The sequence below is a fragment of the Roseomonas sp. FDAARGOS_362 genome, from assembly GCF_002754815.1.
GTDB classification, from domain to species: Bacteria; Pseudomonadota; Alphaproteobacteria; order Acetobacterales; family Acetobacteraceae; genus Roseomonas; species Roseomonas mucosa.
The window spans coordinates 1,309,489-1,327,502 of record NZ_CP024588.1; the positions used below are offsets into that span (position 1 = coordinate 1,309,489).

Below are 18,014 nucleotides of genomic sequence, written 5' to 3' on the forward strand. Positions count from 1 at the left end.
TGGGGCGGGTCCTCCACACCGGAAAACCGGCCAGCCGCCGGCGCGGTTGCGTCCCGTGTCACGCAACTGTCGCTGTGCCGCATCCGGTGCGGGGTCCGGTGGTCCGGGCGGCGCGGGAACGCAGCCGGGGGGGGTGGACCGGCGCGCGACGCCGGTGCTGGCGGGAATGGGATGCCGCCAAGGCAAAGGATGGAGAAGCGGGAGCACCGGCGCACGGCCGGGCGCCGGTGCTCCCTCCGGGCTCAGCCCGTCGCGCCGCGAAGGCGCTCCATCTCCTCCTTCAGGCGCAGTTTCTCCAGCTTCAGGCGGGTCAGTTCCGCCTCATCGGGCTTGGGACGGTGGGTCTCGGCGAAGAGCCGGTCTTCCAGCGCGGCGTGGCGCTCCTCCAGCGAACGCAGGCGCGGGGCGGTCTGCATGGGCCTTGGTTCCTTCTCCCGATTAGCGGCTGTCAGGGCCGCACTTGTATGTTATGGGCGCGGACCCCTTCGGGTTGCAGCCCTTTCCGGAACCGTCGCCCCATATGCTCGCCGATCGCGACAGCCTCCTTCGCCGCCTCCACGAGCTCCGAAGCGAGCACCGGGACCTGGACTCCGTCATCACGCGCATGGAGCTGGGCGTCAGCGACCAGCTCCAGATGCAGCGCCTCAAGAAGCGGAAGTTGAAGTTGAAGGACGAGATCGTCTGGCTCGAAAGCCAGCTTCTGCCGGACATCATTGCGTGACGGAGGCCGCCGTGACCAGCCCCTGGATGCCCTCCCCCGGAACGCCCGACGCCGCGCCGCTGGTGGGGATCATCATGGGCAGCCGCTCCGACTGGGAGACGATGCGCCATGCCGCCGAGATCCTGACCGCGCTGGAAGTGCCGCACGAGACCCGCGTGGTTTCGGCCCACCGTACGCCGGACCGGCTCTACGACTATGCCCGCGGCGCCGCCGGCCGTGGCCTGCGGGTGATCATCGCCGGGGCTGGCGGGGCCGCGCACCTGCCCGGCATGGCCGCCGCGATGACCTCGCTGCCCGTGCTCGGCGTGCCGGTGGAAAGCCAGGCGCTGAAGGGCATGGATTCGCTGCTCTCCATCGTCCAGATGCCCGCCGGCATCCCTGTCGGCACCCTCGCCATCGGCCGCGCCGGGGCGGTGAATGCGGCCCTGCTGGCGGCCGCCATCCTGGCCGGCACCGACCGGGCCCTGGCGGACCGGCTGGCGGCGCATCGCCGCGCGCAGACCGAATCCGTGCCGGAGAATCCCGCGTGAGCACCGCTCCCCTCCCCCCGGGTGCCACGATCGGCATCCTGGGCGGCGGGCAGCTCGGCCGCATGACCGCCATGGCCGCCGCCCGCCTCGGCTACCGCTGCCATGTCTTTGCGCCGGAGGCGGATTCCCCCGGCATGCAGGTCGCCGCCGCCCGCACCGTCGCGCCCTACGAGGATATCATGGCGCTGGAGCGCTTCGGGCGCGCCGTGGACGTCGTCACCTTCGAGTTCGAGAACGTGCCCGTCGCCTCGTTGGACGCGCTGGAGGCCGTGGTGCCCTGCCGCCCCGGGCGCCGCGCCCTCTCGGTCTGCCAGGACCGGCTGCAGGAGAAGGCCTTCCTGGCCGGGGCCGGCGTGCCCGTCGCGCCCTGGCGCGCGGTGCACAGCCGCGAGGACCTGTCGGCCTCGGTGGCGGAGCTCGGGCTGCCCGCCGTGCTGAAGACCACGCGCCTGGGCTATGACGGCCGTGGCCAGGCGGTGCTGCGCGAGGATGCCGACCTCGACGCGGCCTGGGAGCGTCTGTCGCCCCGGCCGCTGATCCTGGAAGCCTTCGTGCCCTTCGTGATGGAGGTCTCCGCCATCGCCGCACGCGGGCTGGATGGCAGCGTGGCGACCTATGACGTGGCCGAGAACCGCCACGCCCGCCACATCCTCGACCTGTCCTTCGCCCCCGCCCGCATCCCGGCGGCGACCGCGGAGCAGGCGCGCCGCCATGTCGCGCGGGTGGCGGAGGCGCTCGACCTCGTCGGCGTGGTGGCGGTGGAGTTCTTCCTGATGGAAGACGGCACCCTGCTCGGCAACGAGATCGCCCCGCGTCCGCACAATTCCGGCCACTGGACGCCGGAGGCCTGCATCGCCGGGCAGTTCGAGCAGCAGGCCCGCGCCGTGGCCGGGCTGCCGCTCGGCGCCACCACGCGCCATGCCGATGCGGTGATGCGGAACCTGATCGGCCCCGAGGGCATGGCGCGCTGGCCAGCGATTCTCGGCGCGCCCGGCGTGGTGGGGCAGCTCTACGGCAAGGGCGCGCCGCGCCCCGGCCGGAAGATGGGCCATGCCAATCTCCTGCTGCCCCTCGGCACGCTGGCGGAGACGGAGGAGGCGGTCCTCCTCGGCCGCATCTGAGCCCGCTGCGGGGCGAGGCGGCCCTGCACCCGCGAGTCTCCTGCGCCTTCGCAGTCCCCCTGCCCGCCGCTTCCATGCCGCGGCGGCGCGCGCCGCCGTCTTTCCGGGGCGTCAGGCTTCCCGGGCCCGGAATGCTCGTGGCATCGTCGCCACAGTGATGCAGAAACGAGACGCAGGCGGATGCTTTCCCGGCGAGCCGGTGCTATCTCCCGCTTATGCCGCAGCATGAATCGGGGGGTTCTTCCTCACAGGTCTGCGGTTGCGATGCCCTGATGGGATCGAGGGAGAATTTATGATGAGCCTTCGCAAGGCACTGATGGCCGCGACGATCCTGTCGCTGCCGCTGGCCGCCCAGGCGCAGCCGATCACCGGCCTGTATGTCGGTGCTGGCGCCGGCGCCAACTGGGTGCAGAGCACCACGAACAACGTCGACTCCGACTCCTCCACCCGGGTCCGCCTCGGGCTGCCGAACGACAGCCTGAAGGCGAAGTACGAGCTGGGCTGGGGCGGCGTCGCCAGCATCGGCTGGGGCTTCGGCAACGGCCTGCGCCTCGAGGCCGAAGGCAGCTACCGCGAGAACGACATCGACAACCTGAGCGCCTTCGGCACGCGCGGCTACGCCATCGGCGGCAAGCAGCGCACCTATGGCGCGATGGGCAATGTCTTCTATGACTTCGCCCTGCCCAGCTTCATCCCGCAGTTCACCCCGGTCGTGCCCTATATCGGCGCCGGCGTGGGCTACCAGTGGGTGCAGATGGACAACGCGACCGGTCGCTATGGCTCGAACGCCCGCCTGGTGATCGACGACACCGACGGCCAGTTCGCCTACCAGGGCATCGCCGGCCTCGCCTTCCCGATCCCGGCTGTGCCCGGCCTGTCGTTCACGGCGGAATACCGCTTCCTCGGCACGCTGCAGCCCGAGTTCGACACGCAGATCCAGAGCGTGGCCGCCAACGGCACCCGCACGACGCTGTCGCGCTCGAAGACCGAGTTCGACAACTACAACCACTCGGCCTTCTTCGGCCTGCGCTACGCCTTCAACACGCCGACCCCGCCGCCGCCGGCCGTTGCCCCGGTGGCGCCGCCGCAGGCCGTGGCCCGCACCTACCTCGTGTTCTTCGACTGGGACCGTTACAACCTGACGGACCGCGCCCGGCAGATCATCACCGAGGCGGCGCAGAACGCGCGTAGCACGGGTTCGACCCGCATCGAGGTGGCCGGCCACGCCGACCGCTCCGGCACGCCGCAGTACAACATGGGCCTGTCGCGCCGCCGCGCCGACGCCGTGGCCGCCGAGCTGGTGCGCAACGGCGTGCAGCGCTCGGAGATCACGGTCGAGGCCTTCGGCGAGAGCCGTCCGCTGGTGCCGACCGCCGACGGCGTGCGCGAGCCGCAGAACCGCCGCGTGGAGATCGTCCTGCGCTGATCGCGCAGACGCTCCAGGCATCGTTTCGGGAAGGGGGCCGGTCCGCGAGGACCGGCCCTTCTTCTTTGCGCGCGTCCCCGGACGTCAGGCATGAAAAAGGGCGCCCGGAGGCGCCCTCTTCATGATCCCCGCCCCGCTGGCCGCCGACCCCTCGGCAGCCCCTGGCGACAAGAGGCTCGTCAGTGCTTCTTGGTGGTTGCCGAGACCTTGCGGACCTGCGGCTTGCCCGACGACACCGCCGGGCGGGTCACCGCCGCGGTGGTGGTGGCGCATTCCGGCCGGCCATGCGGGTTCGACAGGTTGTTGGCGACCGCCAGCCGCGACAGGGCCGTCACGTCGTTCGGCGCTTCCAGCGCGGTCTTGATGAGGTCCGCGCTGTTCTGGCAGAAGCGCGAGCCCATCCGGATGCCTTCCTGCGACTGCACGTTCGCCAGGGAGGTGATGTAGCTGTCCAGAGCCTTCTGGCCGCCGGCGCGGCGGTAGCTGGCGTCGATGGTCTTGTAGGCGCCGTGAAGCTGCGGGTTATAGCGCTTCACGAACTCGTTATAGACGTCCTCGTGCTTGCAGGTCAGCGCCACAACCATCAGTTGGCTCTGGAGCGCGCGCACATCGAAGGCCGTCTTTTCGGACGGCTGGATGCAGGACTGGGCAAGGGCAGGCGTGGCGGCGCCGGCGAAGGCCGCTGCCAGGCCGGCGAGCAGAAAGCGGGACGGCTTCATCGCAGCCGGGTTCTCCGATCAAGAATGACGAGGGCACCCCCTGCCCCCACACGCCCTATAATGGCCGCCAGCCGCCCTGCACAGGAGAGTTTTTCGGGAAGCTGGACCGAGGGAGAGCAATGGGTTGCGGTTCGTTGCCGAAATGCCATGGCAGAAGCGTCAGGCAACCTTCCCGGGCTTCTGCATGCGGGCGAGGCGCGCCAGTTGCCGGTCCAGGAAGGCCAGGGTCGCGGCATCGTCCTCCGAGGGGTCGCCCATCCAATAGGCCAGGACGCTGCCGTAGAGCCCCGCCAGGGTCGCGCGTCGCGTGTACCAGGACAGGTCGTCGGAACGGTCCCCCGCGGCTTCCCAGATCGCGCTGACGGTGCGCGCCAGGGTCCGGGCGGCGAGACGGGCGTTCCAGGGCAGCGCCTGCCGCGCCAGGGCCAGCCGCACCGCCTCCTTGTCGGGCCGGGCGAGCCGCAGCCGGGTGGCGATCAGGGTGCGGACCCGCTGCGGCGTGCGCAGCCCGGACAGGTCGGCGGCCTCCGCCATCTCGCGGTCCGCGAGGTCGCACCAGGCTTCCATCGCCCCCGGCACGCCGGAGGGAAACAGCGATTCCACGATCTCCGGCGGCTGGCCGTCCGTCGCGGCACCGGCGCGCAGGGCGGCCATGCTCCAGCCGAGGCGCGGCACATGCGGCAGGCTGGCCCGCAGCAGGGTATCCCGCTCCGGGCTGCGCTCGGGCGGGGCGATCCGGGGCGGCGGCGGCAGGCAGGCGATCACGAGGCGGCCTCCGCCTCTTCCGCCTTGCGGCGCTCCGCGGCGGCACGAGCGAGCTCCTGGTCGAAGCCCAGCAGCGTCAGGTCGGGCATCCGCATGGTATAGAGCGTGCCCTCTAGGTGGTCGTATTCGTGCTGCAGGACACGGGCGCTCATGCCCTCGGCCTCGCCGCCGATCTCCCGCCCATCGAGGTCCTGCGCCCGCCAGCGCACCCGCTTCGCGCGCGGCACACAGCCGCGCAGGCCGGGGATGGAGAGGCAGCCCTCCCAGCCGCTCTCGACCTCCTCGCCCAGCGCCTCCAGCTCCGGGTTCACCAGGGCGCGCCCGCCCTCCCATTCCCGCACGACGAAAAGGCGCAGCGGCACATGCACCTGCGGCGCGGCGAGGCCGACCCCGCCGGCATCGAGCATGGTCTCCACCATGTCCTCCACGAGGCGGCGGATCTCCGGGTCGCGCGGGTCCGCGACGGGCTCGGCTCGGCGCAGCAGCACCGGATGGCCCATTCGCGCGATCTTGAGGATGGCCATCGGCTGGTCCCTGGATATAGAGAAACGGGAATCCCATCTGGGAAGCCCGGTGCCGCCTGGAAGGGCTTCCTTGCAGGCGGCGGACGTGCTATCGGCGCCGCTCCCGAGGATCGGGCGTCAGCGCCTGTGGTTCGGCACGTCATCTACCACCCTTTTTGGAACAGGAGGACCGAGCCGCGTGCAGGTCGTCGTTCGGGATAACAATGTTGACCAGGCCCTGAAGGCCCTGAAGAAGAAGCTTCAGCGCGAGGGCGTGTTCCGTGAGATGAAGCTCCGCCGGCACTACGAGAAGCCGTCCGAGCGCCGCGCCCGCGAGGCCGCCGAGGCCGTTCGCCGCGCCCGCAAGGTCGAGCGCAAGCGCCTGGAGCGCGAGGGCTTCTGAGCCCTCCTCCCTTCCTCCGGGAAGGGTCGGAGAGAGCCGTTTGAAACACCGCGGTGCGGGTTCCTCCCCGCAAGCCGCGGTTTTTCAGTTTGGGGATGCCCTTTCCGGACATTCCCGGCCGCAAGGTGGGCGGATGATGAACCCACCGCGAGCCCCGGGGACGGCCTGGCCATCCCCGGGCGCGGAGGCCCGCGCTATTTCTGCAGGGCCTGGACGATCTGCTGGGTGACCTTCTTGGCATCCCCGAACAGCATCATCGTGTTGTCGCGGAAGAACAGCTCGTTCTCCACCCCGGCATAGCCGCTGGACATGCCGCGCTTGACGAAGAACACGGTCTTCGCCCGCTCCACATCCAGGATCGGCATGCCGTAGATCGCCGAGGACTTGTCGGTCTTCGCCGCCGGGTTGGTGACGTCGTTGGCCCCGATCACATAGGCCACGTCGGCCTCGGCGAATTCGGGGTTGATCTCCTCCAGCTCCTTCACGTCGTCATAGGGCACGTTGGCCTCGGCCAGCAGCACGTTCATGTGCCCCGGCATCCGTCCCGCCACCGGGTGGATGGCGTATTCCACCGTGGCGCCCTCCTTCTTCAGCAGGTCGGCCATCTCGCGGACCACCTGCTGCGCCTGCGCCACCGCCATGCCGTAGCCGGGCACGATGATGATCTTGCCGGCGTTCTTCATGATGTAGGCCGCATCCTCCGGCGAGCCGGACTTCACCGGCCGCGCCGGCTGCGCCGCGCCACCGCCGCCCGTCGCCGCGCCGGCATCCGAGCCGAAGCCGCCCAGCAGCACGTTGACGATCGAGCGGTTCATGCCCTTGCACATGATGTAGGACAGGATCGCGCCCGAGGCGCCGACCAGCGCGCCGGTGACGATCAGCAGCAGGTTGCCGACGGTGAAGCCGATGCCCGCCGCCGCCCAGCCGGAATAGCTGTTCAGCATCGACACCACGACCGGCATGTCCGCGCCCCCGATCGGGATGATCAGCAGGAAGCCCAGCCCGAAGGAGAGCAGCGCGATCAGCCAGAACAGCACCGCGCTGCCCGTGGCGACGAAGCCGATCACCAGGACCAGCAGCAGGATGCCGAGCGCGAGGTTCAGCCAGTGCTGCCCCCGGAACAGGATCGGCGCGCCCGACATCAACCCCTGGAGCTTGGCGAAAGCGATCACCGAGCCGGAGAAGGTGATGGCGCCGATAGCCAGGCCCAGCGACATCTCCACCAGCGACTGGGCATGGATGTCGCCCGGCACGCCGATGCCGAAACTCTGCGGCGCGTAGAAGGCGGCGGCCGCGACGCAGACGGCGGCGAGGCCGACCAGCGAGTGGAAGGCCGCGACGAGCTGCGGCAGCGCCGTCATCTGGATGCGGTTGGCGAGATAGGCGCCGATGCCGCCGCCGATCACCAGCCCGGCCAGCACGATGGCGATGCCACCGCCCGACATGCCCGGCTGGGCCAGCGTCGCGACCACGGCGATGCCCATGCCGACCATGCCGAAGAGGTTGCCGCGCCGGCTGGTTTCCGGATGGCTCAGCCCGCGCAGCGCCAGGATGAACAGGACCGCGGCGACGAGATAGGCCAGCGTCGAGAGGGTATGCGACATGCCCTCACCCCTTCCGCTTGAACATCGCGAGCATCCGGCGCGTGACCAGGAAGCCGCCGAAGATGTTCACCGAGGCCAGCGTCACGGCCAGGAAGCCGAAGACCTTGGCGGCGATGGAATCGCCCAGGCCGGTGGCCAGGATGGCGCCCACCACGATCACCGAGGAGATGGCGTTGGTGACGCCCATCAGCGGCGAATGCAGCGCCGGCGTCACGTTCCACACGACGTGGTAGCCGACGAAGCAGGCCAGCAGGAAGATCGTCAGCAGCAGCAGGAAGGGCTCCACCACGGCGGCGCCATGGGCGACCTGCTCCATCGCCACCGGGGCGTGCTGTTCCGCCAGCAGCCGGGCCTGGCGCGCGAGGTCCAGCGCCTGGGCCGCCAGGGCATCGGCGCGGCCCGCCAGGCCCTGGACAGCCCCCTGGGCGTTCTCGTTCGGGTTCATCGCTGTTCCCCCCTCAGCTGTTCTGGAATTGCGGATGGACGACCGCGCCACCCCGGGTCAGCAGCACCCCGCGCACGATCTCGTCCTCCTCCGGCAGTTTCGGCATCCCGGCTTCCTTGTCCCAGAAGGTGGTCAGGAAGGTCAGCAGGTTGCGGGCATAGAGGCTGCTCGCCGCCGCCGGGATGCGGGCGGGCCAGTTGCGCCAGCCCAGCACCTTCACCCCGTTCTCCGTGGTCACGGCCTCGCCCGGCACGGTCGCGGCGCAGTTGCCCCCGGCATCGGCGGCGATGTCCACCACCACCGCGCCCGGCTTCATCGCGGCGACCATGGCCTCGGTCAGCAGCACCGGCGCCTTGCGGCCCTGCACCAGCGCGGTGCAGATCACGATATCCGCCCTGGCGGCGGCGGCGGCCACGACCTCGGCCTGCTTGCGGAGGTATTCCGGGCTCATCGCCTTGGCATAGCCACCGGCGGTCTGGGCGGCGGCGCTCTCCTCGTCCTCCACGCCGACGAAGCTGGCGCCGAGGGACTTGATCTCCTCCTTGGCCGCCGGCCGCACGTCGGAGGCCGAGACGCGCCCGCCCAGCCGCCGCGCCGTGGCGATGGCCTGCAGGCCCGCGACGCCCGCGCCCAGCACCAGCACATTCGCCGCCGGGATGGTGCCCGCCGCCGTCATCAGCATCGGGAAGCCGCGGTCGAAGGCCCCCGCCGCCTCGATCACCGCGCGGTAGCCCGCGAGGTTCGCCTGGGAGGAGAGCACGTCCATGCTCTGCGCCCGGGTGATGCGCGGGGCCAGTTCCATGGCGCAGGCGGTGATGCGGCGCGCCGCATAGGCCCTGTTGCGCTCCGGCGCGGAGGCCGCCTCCAGCGTGCCGATCAGCACGGCGCCCTCGGGGATCAGGGCGATCTCGTCCACCTCCCCCTCGCCCGCCGCCAGCGGCGCGCGGACCTTGAGCACGATCCCCGCCCCGGCCAGGGCGGCGGCGGCATCCGGCGCGATCTCCGCCCCCGCCTCGGCATAGGCGGCATCGGGAATGCCCGCCGCCAGCCCGGCCCCCTTCTCCACCGCCACGGACAGGCCAAGCCCGATCAGCTTGCGGACCGTCTCGGGCGTCGCCGCCACTCGTGCCTCCGTGGCACGCCTTTCCTTTGGCACGGCCAGGCGCATGCAGGCTTCCCTCCGGTTTCCGTTTCTGCCCGGTCACGATCACCGGGCGCCGGAAGGGCCGCAAGGGCACGCATCGCGAATTCGGACAGGTTTCCGCCCCGCCCCGCGAAGGATTCTTCTACGGGCAGGCGGTCCCGCCACCGAAAGGGGCGGCGGGACGCCGGAACCGGGGCCTGTCGGTCAGCCCGCCGCCGGAACCCCGGCCTGCCGCAGCGCCTCGGCCTGCCGCGCCGCCAGCGCATCCTCGTCATAGCCGGCGATCAGCTCCTCGAAGAGCCGGTGCCAGTTCTGCTTCGCCTTCAGCCGCAGGAAGACGCTGCCCAGGCCCACCGTGGAGCGGTCCATCAGCACGAACTCGCGCGGTGGCCGCACGCCGCCGGTCTTCTTCAGCCCGGCATGCACCTCCTCCGCGACCTTGCGCCCGAACTGCGGGTCCTGGGTCTCGGAGATCGGCCGCACGCGGTCGTCGATCAGCGGCTCGTGCAGGAAGCGCGCCCACTTCATCAGCACCTGCCAGGTCTCGCGCGGCAGGTTGCGGAAGCCCCAGGCCTCGAAGGCATGGATCGCCTTCTCGTCGTCGCCGTCGCGCACCGCCTCATAGAGCCGGACCACGGCGGTGACGAAGTGCGGCGGGAAGACGCGGATGGTGCCGAAGTCGAGCAGGTTGATCCCGTGCAGGTCGGACCGGATCTGGTAGTTGCCCAGATGCGGGTCCCCATGGATCACGCCGTAATGGTAGAAGGGCACGTACCAGGCGCGGAACAGCACCCGCGCATAGGCATCGCGCTCCTCCTGCGGCGGGTCCTCGTCGATGCGCGACTGGATGGCGCGGCCCTCGAGCCAGGTCATGGTCAGCAGGCGCTTGGTGGTCAGCTCCGGCACCGGCTCGGGCACGCGGATCTCCGGCTCGCCCGCCAGCATCAGGCGGTAGAGCCGCATATGCGCGGCCTCCCGCTCGTAGTCGAGCTCCTCGCGCAGCCGCTCGCTCAGCTCGGCATAGACGTCGTCGCTCTGGATCGAGCTGTCCATGCGCGCATAGATGCCCATGGCGAGGCGGAGCTGCCGCAGGTCGGCCTCCACCACGCTCGGCATGTCCGGGTATTGCAGCTTGCAGGCGACCTCCCGCCCGTCCGGCAGGGTGGCGCGATGCACCTGCCCCAGCGAGGCCGCCGCCGCCGCCGTCTGGCCGAAGGCGGTGAAGCGCGACTGCCAGGCCGGCCCCAGCTCGGTGGACATGCGCCGCCGCACGAAGGGCCAGCCCATCGCCGGGGCGTTGGACTGGAGCTGCGACAGCTCCCGCGCATATTCCTCGGGCAGCGCGTCGGGGATGGTGGAGAGAAGCTGCGCCACCTTCATCATCGGGCCCTTCAGCCCGCCCAGCACCGCCCGCAGGTCCTCCGCATGGGCGGACTTGTCGGTCTTCAACCCGAGATAGCGCTCCCCCGCCACGCGGGCGGCGATGCCGCCCACCGCGCCGGAGGTGCGCGCCATGCGGCGGATCTCGCCGAACAGGCTGTTGCCGCGTCTTGTGTCGCTCATGCGCTCCTCACGCCGCCCCCTCGGGGGCCGGCTGCTCCAGCTCGGTGATGAAGCCGTCGATCACGTCGAGCCCCTTGTTCCAGAAGCCGGGATCGGAGGCGTCGAGGCCGAAGGGCGCCAGCAGCTCCTTGTGCCGCAGCGTGCCGCCGGCGCGCAGCAGGTCGAGGTACTTCTCCTGGAAGCCCGGCACCTCGCCCGACTGGTAGACGCTGTAGAGCGCGTTCACCAGGCAGTCCCCGAAGGCATAGGCATAGACGTAGAAGGGCGTGTGCACGAAATGCGGCACATAGGCCCAGTACACGTTGTAGTCCGGCGTGAACTCGAAGGCCGGGCCCAGGCTCTCGCCCTGCACGCCCATCCAGATCTCGCCGATCTGCTCGGAAGACAGCTCGCCCTTGCGGCGCGCCTCGTGCAGGCGGGATTCGAAGGTATAGAACGCGATCTGCCGCACCACCGTGTTCAGCATGTCCTCCACCTTGCCGGCCAGCAGCATGCGGCGGCGGGTGGGGTCGGTCTCGGCATCCAGCACGGCGCGGAAGGTCAGCATCTCGCCGAAGACGCTGGCCGTCTCGGCGAGGGTCAGCGGCGTGCCGGAGCGCAGGTAGCCCTGCTTCGAGGCCAGGATCTGGTGCACGCCATGGCCCAGCTCATGCGCCAGCGTCATCACGTCGCGCGACTTGCCGTGGTAGTTCAGCAGCAGGTACGGGTGCACCGAGGGCACGGTCGGATGCGCGAAGGCGCCGGAGGCCTTGCCCGGCCGGGGTGGCACGTCGATCCAGGGGCTGTCGAAGAAGCGCCTGCCGATCGCGGCCAGTTCCGGGGAGAAGGCGTTGTAGGCGGCGAAGACCCGCTCCTTGGCCTCGGACCAGGGGATGGTGCGGTCCTCCTCCTGCGGCAGGGGCGCGTTGCGGTCCCAGTGCTGCAGCTTCTCCAGACCCAGCCACTTCGCCTTCATCGCGTAGTAGCGGTGCGACAGGCGCGGATAGCTCGCGCGCACGGCGGAGACCAGCGCGTCCACCACCTCGTCCTCGACCATGTTGGCGCGGTTGCGGGACGATCCGGGGCGCGGGTAGTGGCGCCAGTTGTCGATGATCTCCTTGTCCTTGGCGAGCGTGTTGGTGATCAGCGAAAACAGCGGGACACGCTCGCCGAAGGCCGCGGAGACGCCCTTGGCCGCCGCCTCGCGCACCGCGCGGTCCCGGTCGGAAAGCTTGTTCAGCGCGGAGGAGACGGTGAGGTCCTCCTGCCCCACCCGCACCTTCATGGCGGCGATGGTCTCATCGAACAGGCGGTTCCAGGCGGAGCGGCCGGTGACCTCCTTCTCGTGCAGCAGCTTCTCCAGCTCGTCGGAAAGCTGGTGCGGACGGAACACCCGCAGGTCGCGCAGCCAGGGGCGCCATCCGGCCAGTCCGGCGGATTCCGCCAGCTTGGCCTCCAGCACGGAATCCTCCAGCCGGTTCAGCTCCAGCGTCAGGAACAGCAGGTGGCTGCTGATGTCGGTCGCCCGCTCCTGCATGGTCTGGTAGAAGCGGCCGTGTTCCGGCTTCGTGGCATCGCCCGCGAAAAGCAGCTGGGCGAAGGACAGGACCCGCCCCAGGATCTCCTCCACCGCCTCGTAGCGCCGGATCGCCGCCGCCAGGGCATCGCCGGACAGGCCGGCGAGCTTTCCGGCGGCCTCCGCCTCCAGCGCCTTCGCCTCCGCCTCCGCACGGCCGAGATCGGCGTCGAGCTTCGGGTCGTCGATCCCCGCATAGAGGTCCGACAGGTTCCATTCCGGCAGGGCCTCGCCCCCGCCGCCCCCGGCCCGGCCGGAGATGTCGAGGGTGGCGCGGCCAGGGATGGAGGAGTCGGCTAGGCAGGTCGGTCGAAACATGGAAATGCGTGCGCCTCGCGGGAGGAGTGGAACGGCCTGGATATATGACCACCCCGCCTCCCACCAAGACAGCCGGGCGATGACGATAGGGGGAAGCGACAGAATGACCGAACGCTGGGACAGCCTCCCCGCCATGCTGCTGGGCCTGGCCGCGCGCTGGCGCGACCGGCCGATGCTGCGCCACTGGGTCCGGGACGGGTCGGGCGGGGACTGGCAGCGGATGAGTTGGGCCGGATTCGCCCATGCGGTGGCCGCCGCCGCCGCCGGGCTGCGCGCCCGCGGGGTGATGCCGGGCGATCGCGTGCTGCTGGTCAGCGAGAACCGGCCGGAATTCCCCATCGCCGACACCGCCATCATGGCCATCGGCGCGGTCACGGTGCCGACCTACACCACCAACACCGTGGCCGACCACGCCCATATCCTGCGCGACAGCGGCGCCCGGGTGGCCATCGCCTCCACCGCCGGGCTGGCCGGCCGGATCGCCGAGGCGGCACGGCAGGCCCAGGGACGGAATGAGGGTGGGGGGAACGAGGGGGGCGGCAACGACCCGGGGCTGGACCTGCTCGTCTGCATGGAGGAAGCGCCGGGGACCCTGTCCTGGCAGGCGCTGACCGCCGATCCGGGCGACCTCGCCCTGCTGGTGGCGGAGGTGGCGCAGATCCCGCCCGGGCGGCTGGCCTGCCTCGTCTATACCTCCGGCACCGGCGGCCTGCCGCGCGGCGTGATGCTGCCGCACCGGGCCATGCTGGCGAACCAGGCCGGACTCGCCACGGTGGTCAGGCGGCTGAAGCTGGAGGGCGAGTGCTACCTCTCCTTCCTGCCCCTCTCCCATGCCTACGAGCACACGGTCGGCAACTTCCTGCTGCCCTCGCTCGGCATGGAGGTGGTCTACAGCCGTGGCGCCGACCGGCTGGCCGCCGAGTTCACCGAGATCGAGCCCGCCCTGGTGACCGCCGTGCCGCGCCTCTTCCAGGTGCTGCGCCACCGCATCCTGACCCAGGTCGAGAAGGAGGCCGGCTGGAAGCAGCGCCTGTTCCGCCGGGCCATCGCCCTCGGCCTGCGCCGGATGGACGGGCCGCCCCTGTCCCTGCTGGAGCGGATCGAGGACGCGGCGCTGGACCGGCTGGTGCGCGCGAAGCTGCGCGCCCGCTTCGGCCGGCGGCTGGTGGCGATGGTGTCCGGCGGCGCCCGGCTGGACCCGGAGCTTTCGGGCTTCTTCCTGGCCCTCGGCGTGACCGTGCTGCAGGGCTATGGCCAGACCGAGGCCGGGCCGGTGGTCAGCGTCAACCTGCCCTGGGACAATCGCCGCGACAGCGTCGGCGCCCCCCTGCCCGGCGTCGAGACGATGATCGCGGAGGATGGCGAGCTGCTGCTGCGGGGCGAGCTGGTGATGGACGGCTACTGGAACGCCCCGGAGGCCACCGCCGCGGCGCTGGAAGGCGGCTGGCTGCACACCGGCGATACCGGCGAGATCGACTCGGCGGGACATATCGTCATCCGCGATCGCAAGAAGGACTTCATCAAAACCCTGGGCGGTGACATGGTGAGCCCCGCCAAGATCGAGGGGCTGCTGATGGCGGAGCCGGAGATCGCCCAGGCCGTGATCGCCGGCGAGGGCCGCCAGGGCGTGGTGGCGCTGCTGGTGCCGGCGGAGGGCGCCGAGGAGCGGGTCGGCCCGGCGGTGGACCGGGTGAACGCGCGGCTGTCCAGCATCGAGCGCATCCGTCGCTGGCGGCTGGTCGAGCCGTTCACCGTCGAGAACGGGCTGATGACACCGACCCTGAAGGTCCGCCGCCGCATCGTGCTGCAACAGCACGCCCCGCTGGTGGAGGCCCTGTATTGATGGAGCCCCTGTATTGAGCCACCGGATCCACATCCTGGGCGCGTCCGGCAGCGGCACGACGACGCTGGGCGCGGCCCTGGCGACGCGCCTTGGCTGTCCGCACGAGGATGCCGATCTCTACTACTGGCGGCGGACCGACCCGCCCTTCACCACCAAGCGGCCGGTGCCGGAGCGTCTCGCCCTGCTGCAACAGGCGCTGGAGGATGCCGCCGGCTGGGTGCTGAGCGGCTCCATGGTCTCCTGGGGCGGAAGCCTCGTGCCGCGCTTCGACCTGGTGGTCTTCCTGAGCCTCGACCCGGCGGAGCGGATGCGACGCCTGCTGGCGCGGGAGGAAGCCCGCCATGGCGCCCGCATCCGGCCGGGCGGCGACATGGCCGAGGCCAGCGCCGCCTTCCTGGCCTGGGCCGAGAGCTATGACACGGCGGGGCCGGAAATCCGCTCCCGCACCCTGCACGAGGGCTGGCTGGCCGAACTGTCCTGCCCGGTGCTGCGGCTGCGCACGGAGATGCCGGTGCCGCATCTGGTGGAACAGGTCTGCGCCGAACTGTCCCGCATCCCCTGCCGGCGCCGCGCGAGGCCCGCCAGCCTGCTGACGCAGCAGGCGATGGACCGGTACTGACTCGCCCTAGTCCCCCACCGGCTTCCCCCGCAGCCGCTTGACCTCGCCGCGCCGGACCTTGCCCTCCACCCGGCGCCGCTTCTCCCCCTTCGGCACGCGGGTCGCGATGCGCGGCACCGGCGGCACCGCCGCCTCGCGCAGCAGTTCCAGCAGGCGTTCCAGCGCATCCTCGCGGTTCCGCTCCAGCGAGCGGAAGCGCTGGGCGGCGATCACCACCACCCCTTCCGAGGTCAGCCTGTGCCCGGCGAGCCGGGCGGCCCGCGCCTTCACCGCCGGGGGCAGCGAGGGCGAGTTGCGCAGGTCGAAGCTGAGGCGGACGGCGGTGGAGACCTTGTTCACGTTCTGCCCGCCCGGGCCGGAAGCGCGGACGAAGCTTTCCGTGATCTCCTCCTCGCGCAGCGCCAGCCGGGCATCGATCGGGATCAGCCTCCCGCGCCCTTCCTCCTCCGGCGCCACGCGCGGCGCCTCACATGCCGAGCGCGCGGCGGTAGAGGTCGAGCAGGGTCTCCTGCTCCTCCACCTCGGCGGGCTCCTGCTTGCGCTGGCGGATGATCTGCCGGATCACCTTCACGTCGAAGCCCGCGGACTTCGCCTCGCCGAAGATGTCCTTGATGTCGTCGGCCAGCGCCTTGCGCTCCTCCTCCAGCCGCTCCACCCGCTCGATGATGGAGCGCAGACGGTCCGCGGCGATGCCGCCGACATCGGTGTCCTGCTCCTGGTCCTGATCGGTCACGTCCGACATATGTTCTCCCCCGTGAAAGGCGCCGGGTATAGCGGCCGGGGCCGTCCCCGCCAACACGCCGCCCGCGGCCCGGCTGTCTGGCAGCCCGCCGCCCGCCGCATGGCCCCGCCGCATGGCCCCGCCCCTGGAACGGCGCCCGAATCTGTCCCTGGCCCCATTGGCAGCACCACCCGTCGCTGTAGGTTCCGCCCCGGACATGCGGCATGAGGCGAGGATGAGCGAAGCCGGGACATTCCAGCCGGGCACCGGAACGGTGCGGCTGGGCATCATCGGGGCCGGGATCATGGGGGAGCGCCTGCTGCGCGCCGCCGCCGGGCAGGACAGGGTCCAGGTCGCGGGCCTCTGGGACCCGGCGCCGGAGGCGGTCGCGCGCCTCGGGGCCGAGCTTCCCGGCACGCCCTTCCTGCGCTCCGCAGCCGCGGTGATCGAGGCGGCGGACTGCGTCTACGTGGCCTCGCCCCCGGCCACCCACCTGCCCCATGCCCGCGCTGCGCTGAAGGCCGGCAAGGCGCTGTTCTGCGAGAAGCCGCTGGCGGTGGATGTGGCCGATGCCGGACGCTTCCTGCGGGAGGCCCATGCCCTGCCGGGGGCTGGGGGCGCCCGCGCCGCCGTCAACTTCCCCTTCGCCTCCTCGCCCACGGTGGAGCGGCTGGGCGAATGGCTGGCCGGGGGCGCCATCGGGCAGGTGGAGAGCCTGGCCATCGCCGCCGACTTCGCCCGCTGGCCGCGCGGCTGGCAGCATGCCGCCGCCGGCTGGCTCGACGGCCCCGCCCAGGGCGGCTTCACGCGGGAGGTCGTGTCGCATTTCCTGTTCCTGGCGCGGCGCCTCTTCGGGCCGCTGGTGCTGCTCCAGGCCCAGGCGCTCTTTCCCGAGGCCGGGCGCAGCGAGCGCGCCATCGAGGCCCGGCTCACCGCCGGGGGCCTGCCGCTCAGCCTGACGGGCTCGGTCGGGCGGGTCGCGGAGGACGAGGCCAACAGCTTCATCGCCACTGGCGCTTCGGGCGCCGTGCGCCTGCGGAACTGGGCCCTGGCGGAGCGCCGCGACGCGGCCGGCACCTGGCAGGGCGACCCTTCCGCCATGCCGCATGAACGCGCCCGCCCGCTGACGCTGCAACGCCAGCTCGACGGCGTGGCGCGCATGACCCGTGGCGAGGCGCACCACCTCGCCACGCTGGAAGAAGCCTACGAGGTCCAGAGCATCGTCGAGGCCATCCTGCGCAGCGGCGAGGAACCGCTGGCGGGCTGATACGGGCGGTGCCCGTCAGGCCGCGCGGGCCGGCACCGCGCGTTCCGGCGGCGTCAGCGAATCCTGGCCGCGGTGGAGCAGGTGGGTCATGGCGGCCGTGCCGAGGATCGGCACCAGCAGGTTCGCCACCGGCACCACGGCCAGGGCGGCGAGGACGGCGCCCAGAAGGAAGACCTGCACCCGGCGGCGGCGGCGCAGCAGCCGCGCGGCGGGCACGGTCATGCGCCGTTGCGCCACACCCTCGAACAGCCCGTTGCCCAGCGCGATGGCGGCCACGACCCAGAGCAGCACCGCGCCCACCACCGGCAGGGCGAAGGCCAGCGGCAGCAGGACGAGGTTCAGCAGCAGCACCTGCAACGTCAGGCGCAGGTTGTAGCGCGCCTGCGCCGCCAGGGAGGCACCGCCGGAGGGCGGCGGCAGCCAGGGATAGAAGCGGCGCTCCACCGCCTCCGCCACCTGGTCCGTGAAGAACCCGGCGATGGCCAGCACGATCGGCACGAAGAGCCAGATGGCCGAGAAGAGCACCAGCAGCCCGCCCAGCACCCCGGACAGCGTGGCGATCCAGCCCTCGCCGCCCGCCATGCCGGCCAGGGCGGACAGCCCCCAGTCGGCGAGCCAGACCAGCAGGCCGAAGCTCAGGACGGCACCGAGCAGCCCCTTCCACAGCGGCCCCCGGAAGCCGGGATCGCCCAGTTGCCGGAAGGGCAGCCAAAGGCTCGCAAGAACGGCGGACATGCGCGTCGCGTC

The 18,014-nt window shown here is 71.4% G+C and carries 20 protein-coding genes; 8 read left to right on the plus strand and 12 right to left on the minus strand.

The window, feature by feature from the left end; genetic code table 11:
* Positions 1-242: 242 nt before the first annotated feature.
* Complete coding sequence (locus CTJ15_RS10950; RefSeq protein ID WP_019459527.1) at positions 243-416, minus strand: YdcH family protein; 174 nt, start codon at positions 414-416, stop codon at positions 243-245.
* A gap of 104 nt (positions 417-520) precedes the next feature.
* Here CTJ15_RS10950 and CTJ15_RS10955 point away from each other — a divergent pair, with 104 nt between their 5' ends.
* The 4 genes from CTJ15_RS10955 (at position 521) to CTJ15_RS10970 (ending at position 3,798) form a co-directional block, all read left to right on the plus strand.
* A complete protein-coding gene (locus tag CTJ15_RS10955; RefSeq protein WP_019459528.1) occupies positions 521-721 on the plus strand; it encodes a YdcH family protein in 201 nt (66 codons plus the stop codon).
* Between the two features lie 26 nt (positions 722-747).
* A complete protein-coding gene (purE, locus tag CTJ15_RS10960; RefSeq protein ID WP_037251528.1) occupies positions 748-1,251 on the plus strand; it encodes a 5-(carboxyamino)imidazole ribonucleotide mutase in 504 nt (167 codons plus the stop codon).
* Positions 1,248-2,372 (plus strand): 5-(carboxyamino)imidazole ribonucleotide synthase, encoded by a 1,125-nt coding sequence (locus CTJ15_RS10965; protein WP_075823310.1) that lies wholly within the window; start codon positions 1,248-1,250, stop codon positions 2,370-2,372. Before purE ends, CTJ15_RS10965 begins: the two co-directional genes overlap by 4 nt.
* 295 nt (positions 2,373-2,667) lie before the next feature.
* Positions 2,668-3,798 (plus strand): OmpA family protein, encoded by a 1,131-nt coding sequence (locus CTJ15_RS10970; protein ID WP_058390638.1) that lies wholly within the window; start codon positions 2,668-2,670, stop codon positions 3,796-3,798.
* 179 nt (positions 3,799-3,977) lie between these two features.
* Here CTJ15_RS10970 and CTJ15_RS10975 read toward each other — a convergent pair whose 3' ends face one another.
* The 3 genes from CTJ15_RS10975 to def all read right to left on the minus strand — a co-directional run bounded on the left by CTJ15_RS10975 (position 3,978) and on the right by def (position 5,806).
* Positions 3,978-4,517 carry a hypothetical protein gene (locus CTJ15_RS10975; RefSeq protein WP_019459556.1) on the minus strand — a complete coding sequence of 180 codons (540 nt, stop codon included), beginning with the start codon at positions 4,515-4,517 and terminating at the stop codon, positions 3,978-3,980.
* Between the two features lie 159 nt (positions 4,518-4,676).
* The gene (locus CTJ15_RS10980) at positions 4,677-5,282 is read right to left on the minus strand and encodes a COQ9 family protein (RefSeq protein WP_058390628.1); all 606 of its coding nucleotides are present in this window, start codon (positions 5,280-5,282) and stop codon (positions 4,677-4,679) included.
* Positions 5,279-5,806: a peptide deformylase gene (gene def, locus CTJ15_RS10985; RefSeq protein WP_019459558.1), complete on the minus strand. Its 528-nt coding sequence runs from the start codon at positions 5,804-5,806 to the stop codon at positions 5,279-5,281. The genes CTJ15_RS10980 and def overlap by 4 nt, the downstream gene beginning before the upstream one ends.
* 178 nt (positions 5,807-5,984) lie before the next feature.
* On the opposite strand from def, the gene rpsU reads away from it, so the two are divergent.
* The gene (gene rpsU / locus CTJ15_RS10990) at positions 5,985-6,188 is read left to right on the plus strand and encodes a 30S ribosomal protein S21 (protein WP_019459559.1); all 204 of its coding nucleotides are present in this window, start codon (positions 5,985-5,987) and stop codon (positions 6,186-6,188) included.
* A 194-nt stretch (positions 6,189-6,382) separates the two neighbouring features.
* Here rpsU and CTJ15_RS10995 read toward each other — a convergent pair whose 3' ends face one another.
* From CTJ15_RS10995 to CTJ15_RS11015, 5 genes are all read right to left on the minus strand, one after another.
* Positions 6,383-7,792, minus strand: a complete 1,410-nt coding sequence (locus CTJ15_RS10995; protein WP_019459560.1) for an NAD(P)(+) transhydrogenase (Re/Si-specific) subunit beta — start codon at positions 7,790-7,792, stop codon at positions 6,383-6,385.
* A 4-nt stretch (positions 7,793-7,796) separates the two neighbouring features.
* Positions 7,797-8,237, minus strand: coding sequence for an NAD(P) transhydrogenase subunit alpha (locus CTJ15_RS11000; protein ID WP_019459561.1), 441 nt, complete (start codon positions 8,235-8,237; stop codon positions 7,797-7,799).
* A gap of 13 nt (positions 8,238-8,250) precedes the next feature.
* Positions 8,251-9,405 carry a Re/Si-specific NAD(P)(+) transhydrogenase subunit alpha gene (locus CTJ15_RS11005; RefSeq protein WP_058390629.1) on the minus strand — a complete coding sequence of 385 codons (1,155 nt, stop codon included), beginning with the start codon at positions 9,403-9,405 and terminating at the stop codon, positions 8,251-8,253.
* 180 nt (positions 9,406-9,585) lie between these two features.
* Entirely contained in the window at positions 9,586-10,944 is a 1,359-nt protein-coding gene (locus tag CTJ15_RS11010) for an AarF/ABC1/UbiB kinase family protein (protein ID WP_019459563.1), read from the minus strand.
* Positions 10,945-10,951: 7 nt separating this feature from the next.
* Positions 10,952-12,817: a M3 family oligoendopeptidase gene (locus tag CTJ15_RS11015; RefSeq protein ID WP_019459564.1), complete on the minus strand. Its 1,866-nt coding sequence runs from the start codon at positions 12,815-12,817 to the stop codon at positions 10,952-10,954.
* A 103-nt stretch (positions 12,818-12,920) separates the two neighbouring features.
* Here CTJ15_RS11015 and CTJ15_RS11020 point away from each other — a divergent pair, with 103 nt between their 5' ends.
* Together CTJ15_RS11020 and CTJ15_RS11025 are read left to right on the plus strand one after the other, a co-directional pair.
* On the plus strand, positions 12,921-14,660 hold the full coding sequence (locus CTJ15_RS11020; protein ID WP_058390630.1) for a long-chain fatty acid--CoA ligase: 1,740 nt from the start codon (positions 12,921-12,923) through the stop codon (positions 14,658-14,660).
* A 13-nt stretch (positions 14,661-14,673) separates the two neighbouring features.
* On the plus strand, positions 14,674-15,279 hold the full coding sequence (locus tag CTJ15_RS11025; protein ID WP_019459566.1) for an AAA family ATPase: 606 nt from the start codon (positions 14,674-14,676) through the stop codon (positions 15,277-15,279).
* Positions 15,280-15,285: 6 nt separating this feature from the next.
* On the opposite strand, the gene arfB is transcribed toward CTJ15_RS11025, so the two are convergent.
* Positions 15,286-15,735 (minus strand): alternative ribosome rescue aminoacyl-tRNA hydrolase ArfB, encoded by a 450-nt coding sequence (gene arfB, locus CTJ15_RS11030; RefSeq protein WP_216348600.1) that lies wholly within the window; start codon positions 15,733-15,735, stop codon positions 15,286-15,288.
* 10 nt (positions 15,736-15,745) lie between these two features.
* Entirely contained in the window at positions 15,746-16,021 is a 276-nt protein-coding gene (locus CTJ15_RS11035; RefSeq protein WP_019459568.1) for a DUF2312 domain-containing protein, read from the minus strand.
* A 214-nt stretch (positions 16,022-16,235) separates the two neighbouring features.
* Here CTJ15_RS11035 and CTJ15_RS11040 point away from each other — a divergent pair, with 214 nt between their 5' ends.
* Positions 16,236-17,267: a Gfo/Idh/MocA family protein gene (locus CTJ15_RS11040; RefSeq protein WP_058390632.1), complete on the plus strand. Its 1,032-nt coding sequence runs from the start codon at positions 16,236-16,238 to the stop codon at positions 17,265-17,267.
* Positions 17,268-17,282: 15 nt separating this feature from the next.
* Here CTJ15_RS11040 and CTJ15_RS11045 read toward each other — a convergent pair whose 3' ends face one another.
* On the minus strand, positions 17,283-18,002 hold the full coding sequence (locus CTJ15_RS11045) for an EI24 domain-containing protein (RefSeq protein ID WP_058390633.1): 720 nt from the start codon (positions 18,000-18,002) through the stop codon (positions 17,283-17,285).
* Positions 18,003-18,014: the final 12 nt, after the last annotated feature.

Coding starts and splice junctions, on each gene's coding strand:
- CTJ15_RS11000 (WP_019459561.1), bottom strand. CDS start 8,237: ATGAACCCGAACGAGAACGCCCAGGGGGCTGTCCAGGGCCTGGCGGGC.
- CTJ15_RS11010 (WP_019459563.1), bottom strand. CDS start 10,944: ATGAGCGACACAAGACGCGGCAACAGCCTGTTCGGCGAGATCCGCCGC.
- def (WP_019459558.1), bottom strand. CDS start 5,806: ATGGCCATCCTCAAGATCGCGCGAATGGGCCATCCGGTGCTGCTGCGC.
- CTJ15_RS11045 (WP_058390633.1), bottom strand. CDS start 18,002: ATGTCCGCCGTTCTTGCGAGCCTTTGGCTGCCCTTCCGGCAACTGGGC.
- CTJ15_RS10950 (WP_019459527.1), bottom strand. CDS start 416: ATGCAGACCGCCCCGCGCCTGCGTTCGCTGGAGGAGCGCCACGCCGCG.
- CTJ15_RS11005 (WP_058390629.1), bottom strand. CDS start 9,405: ATGCGCCTGGCCGTGCCAAAGGAAAGGCGTGCCACGGAGGCACGAGTG.
- CTJ15_RS11015 (WP_019459564.1), bottom strand. CDS start 12,817: ATGTTTCGACCGACCTGCCTAGCCGACTCCTCCATCCCTGGCCGCGCC.
- CTJ15_RS10970 (WP_058390638.1), top strand. CDS start 2,668: ATGAGCCTTCGCAAGGCACTGATGGCCGCGACGATCCTGTCGCTGCCG.
- CTJ15_RS11040 (WP_058390632.1), top strand. CDS start 16,236: ATGAGCGAAGCCGGGACATTCCAGCCGGGCACCGGAACGGTGCGGCTG.
- CTJ15_RS10955 (WP_019459528.1), top strand. CDS start 521: ATGCTCGCCGATCGCGACAGCCTCCTTCGCCGCCTCCACGAGCTCCGA.
- CTJ15_RS10995 (WP_019459560.1), bottom strand. CDS start 7,792: ATGTCGCATACCCTCTCGACGCTGGCCTATCTCGTCGCCGCGGTCCTG.
- CTJ15_RS10975 (WP_019459556.1), bottom strand. CDS start 4,517: ATGAAGCCGTCCCGCTTTCTGCTCGCCGGCCTGGCAGCGGCCTTCGCC.
- CTJ15_RS11035 (WP_019459568.1), bottom strand. CDS start 16,021: ATGTCGGACGTGACCGATCAGGACCAGGAGCAGGACACCGATGTCGGC.
- CTJ15_RS11020 (WP_058390630.1), top strand. CDS start 12,921: ATGACCGAACGCTGGGACAGCCTCCCCGCCATGCTGCTGGGCCTGGCC.
- purE (WP_037251528.1), top strand. CDS start 748: ATGCCCTCCCCCGGAACGCCCGACGCCGCGCCGCTGGTGGGGATCATC.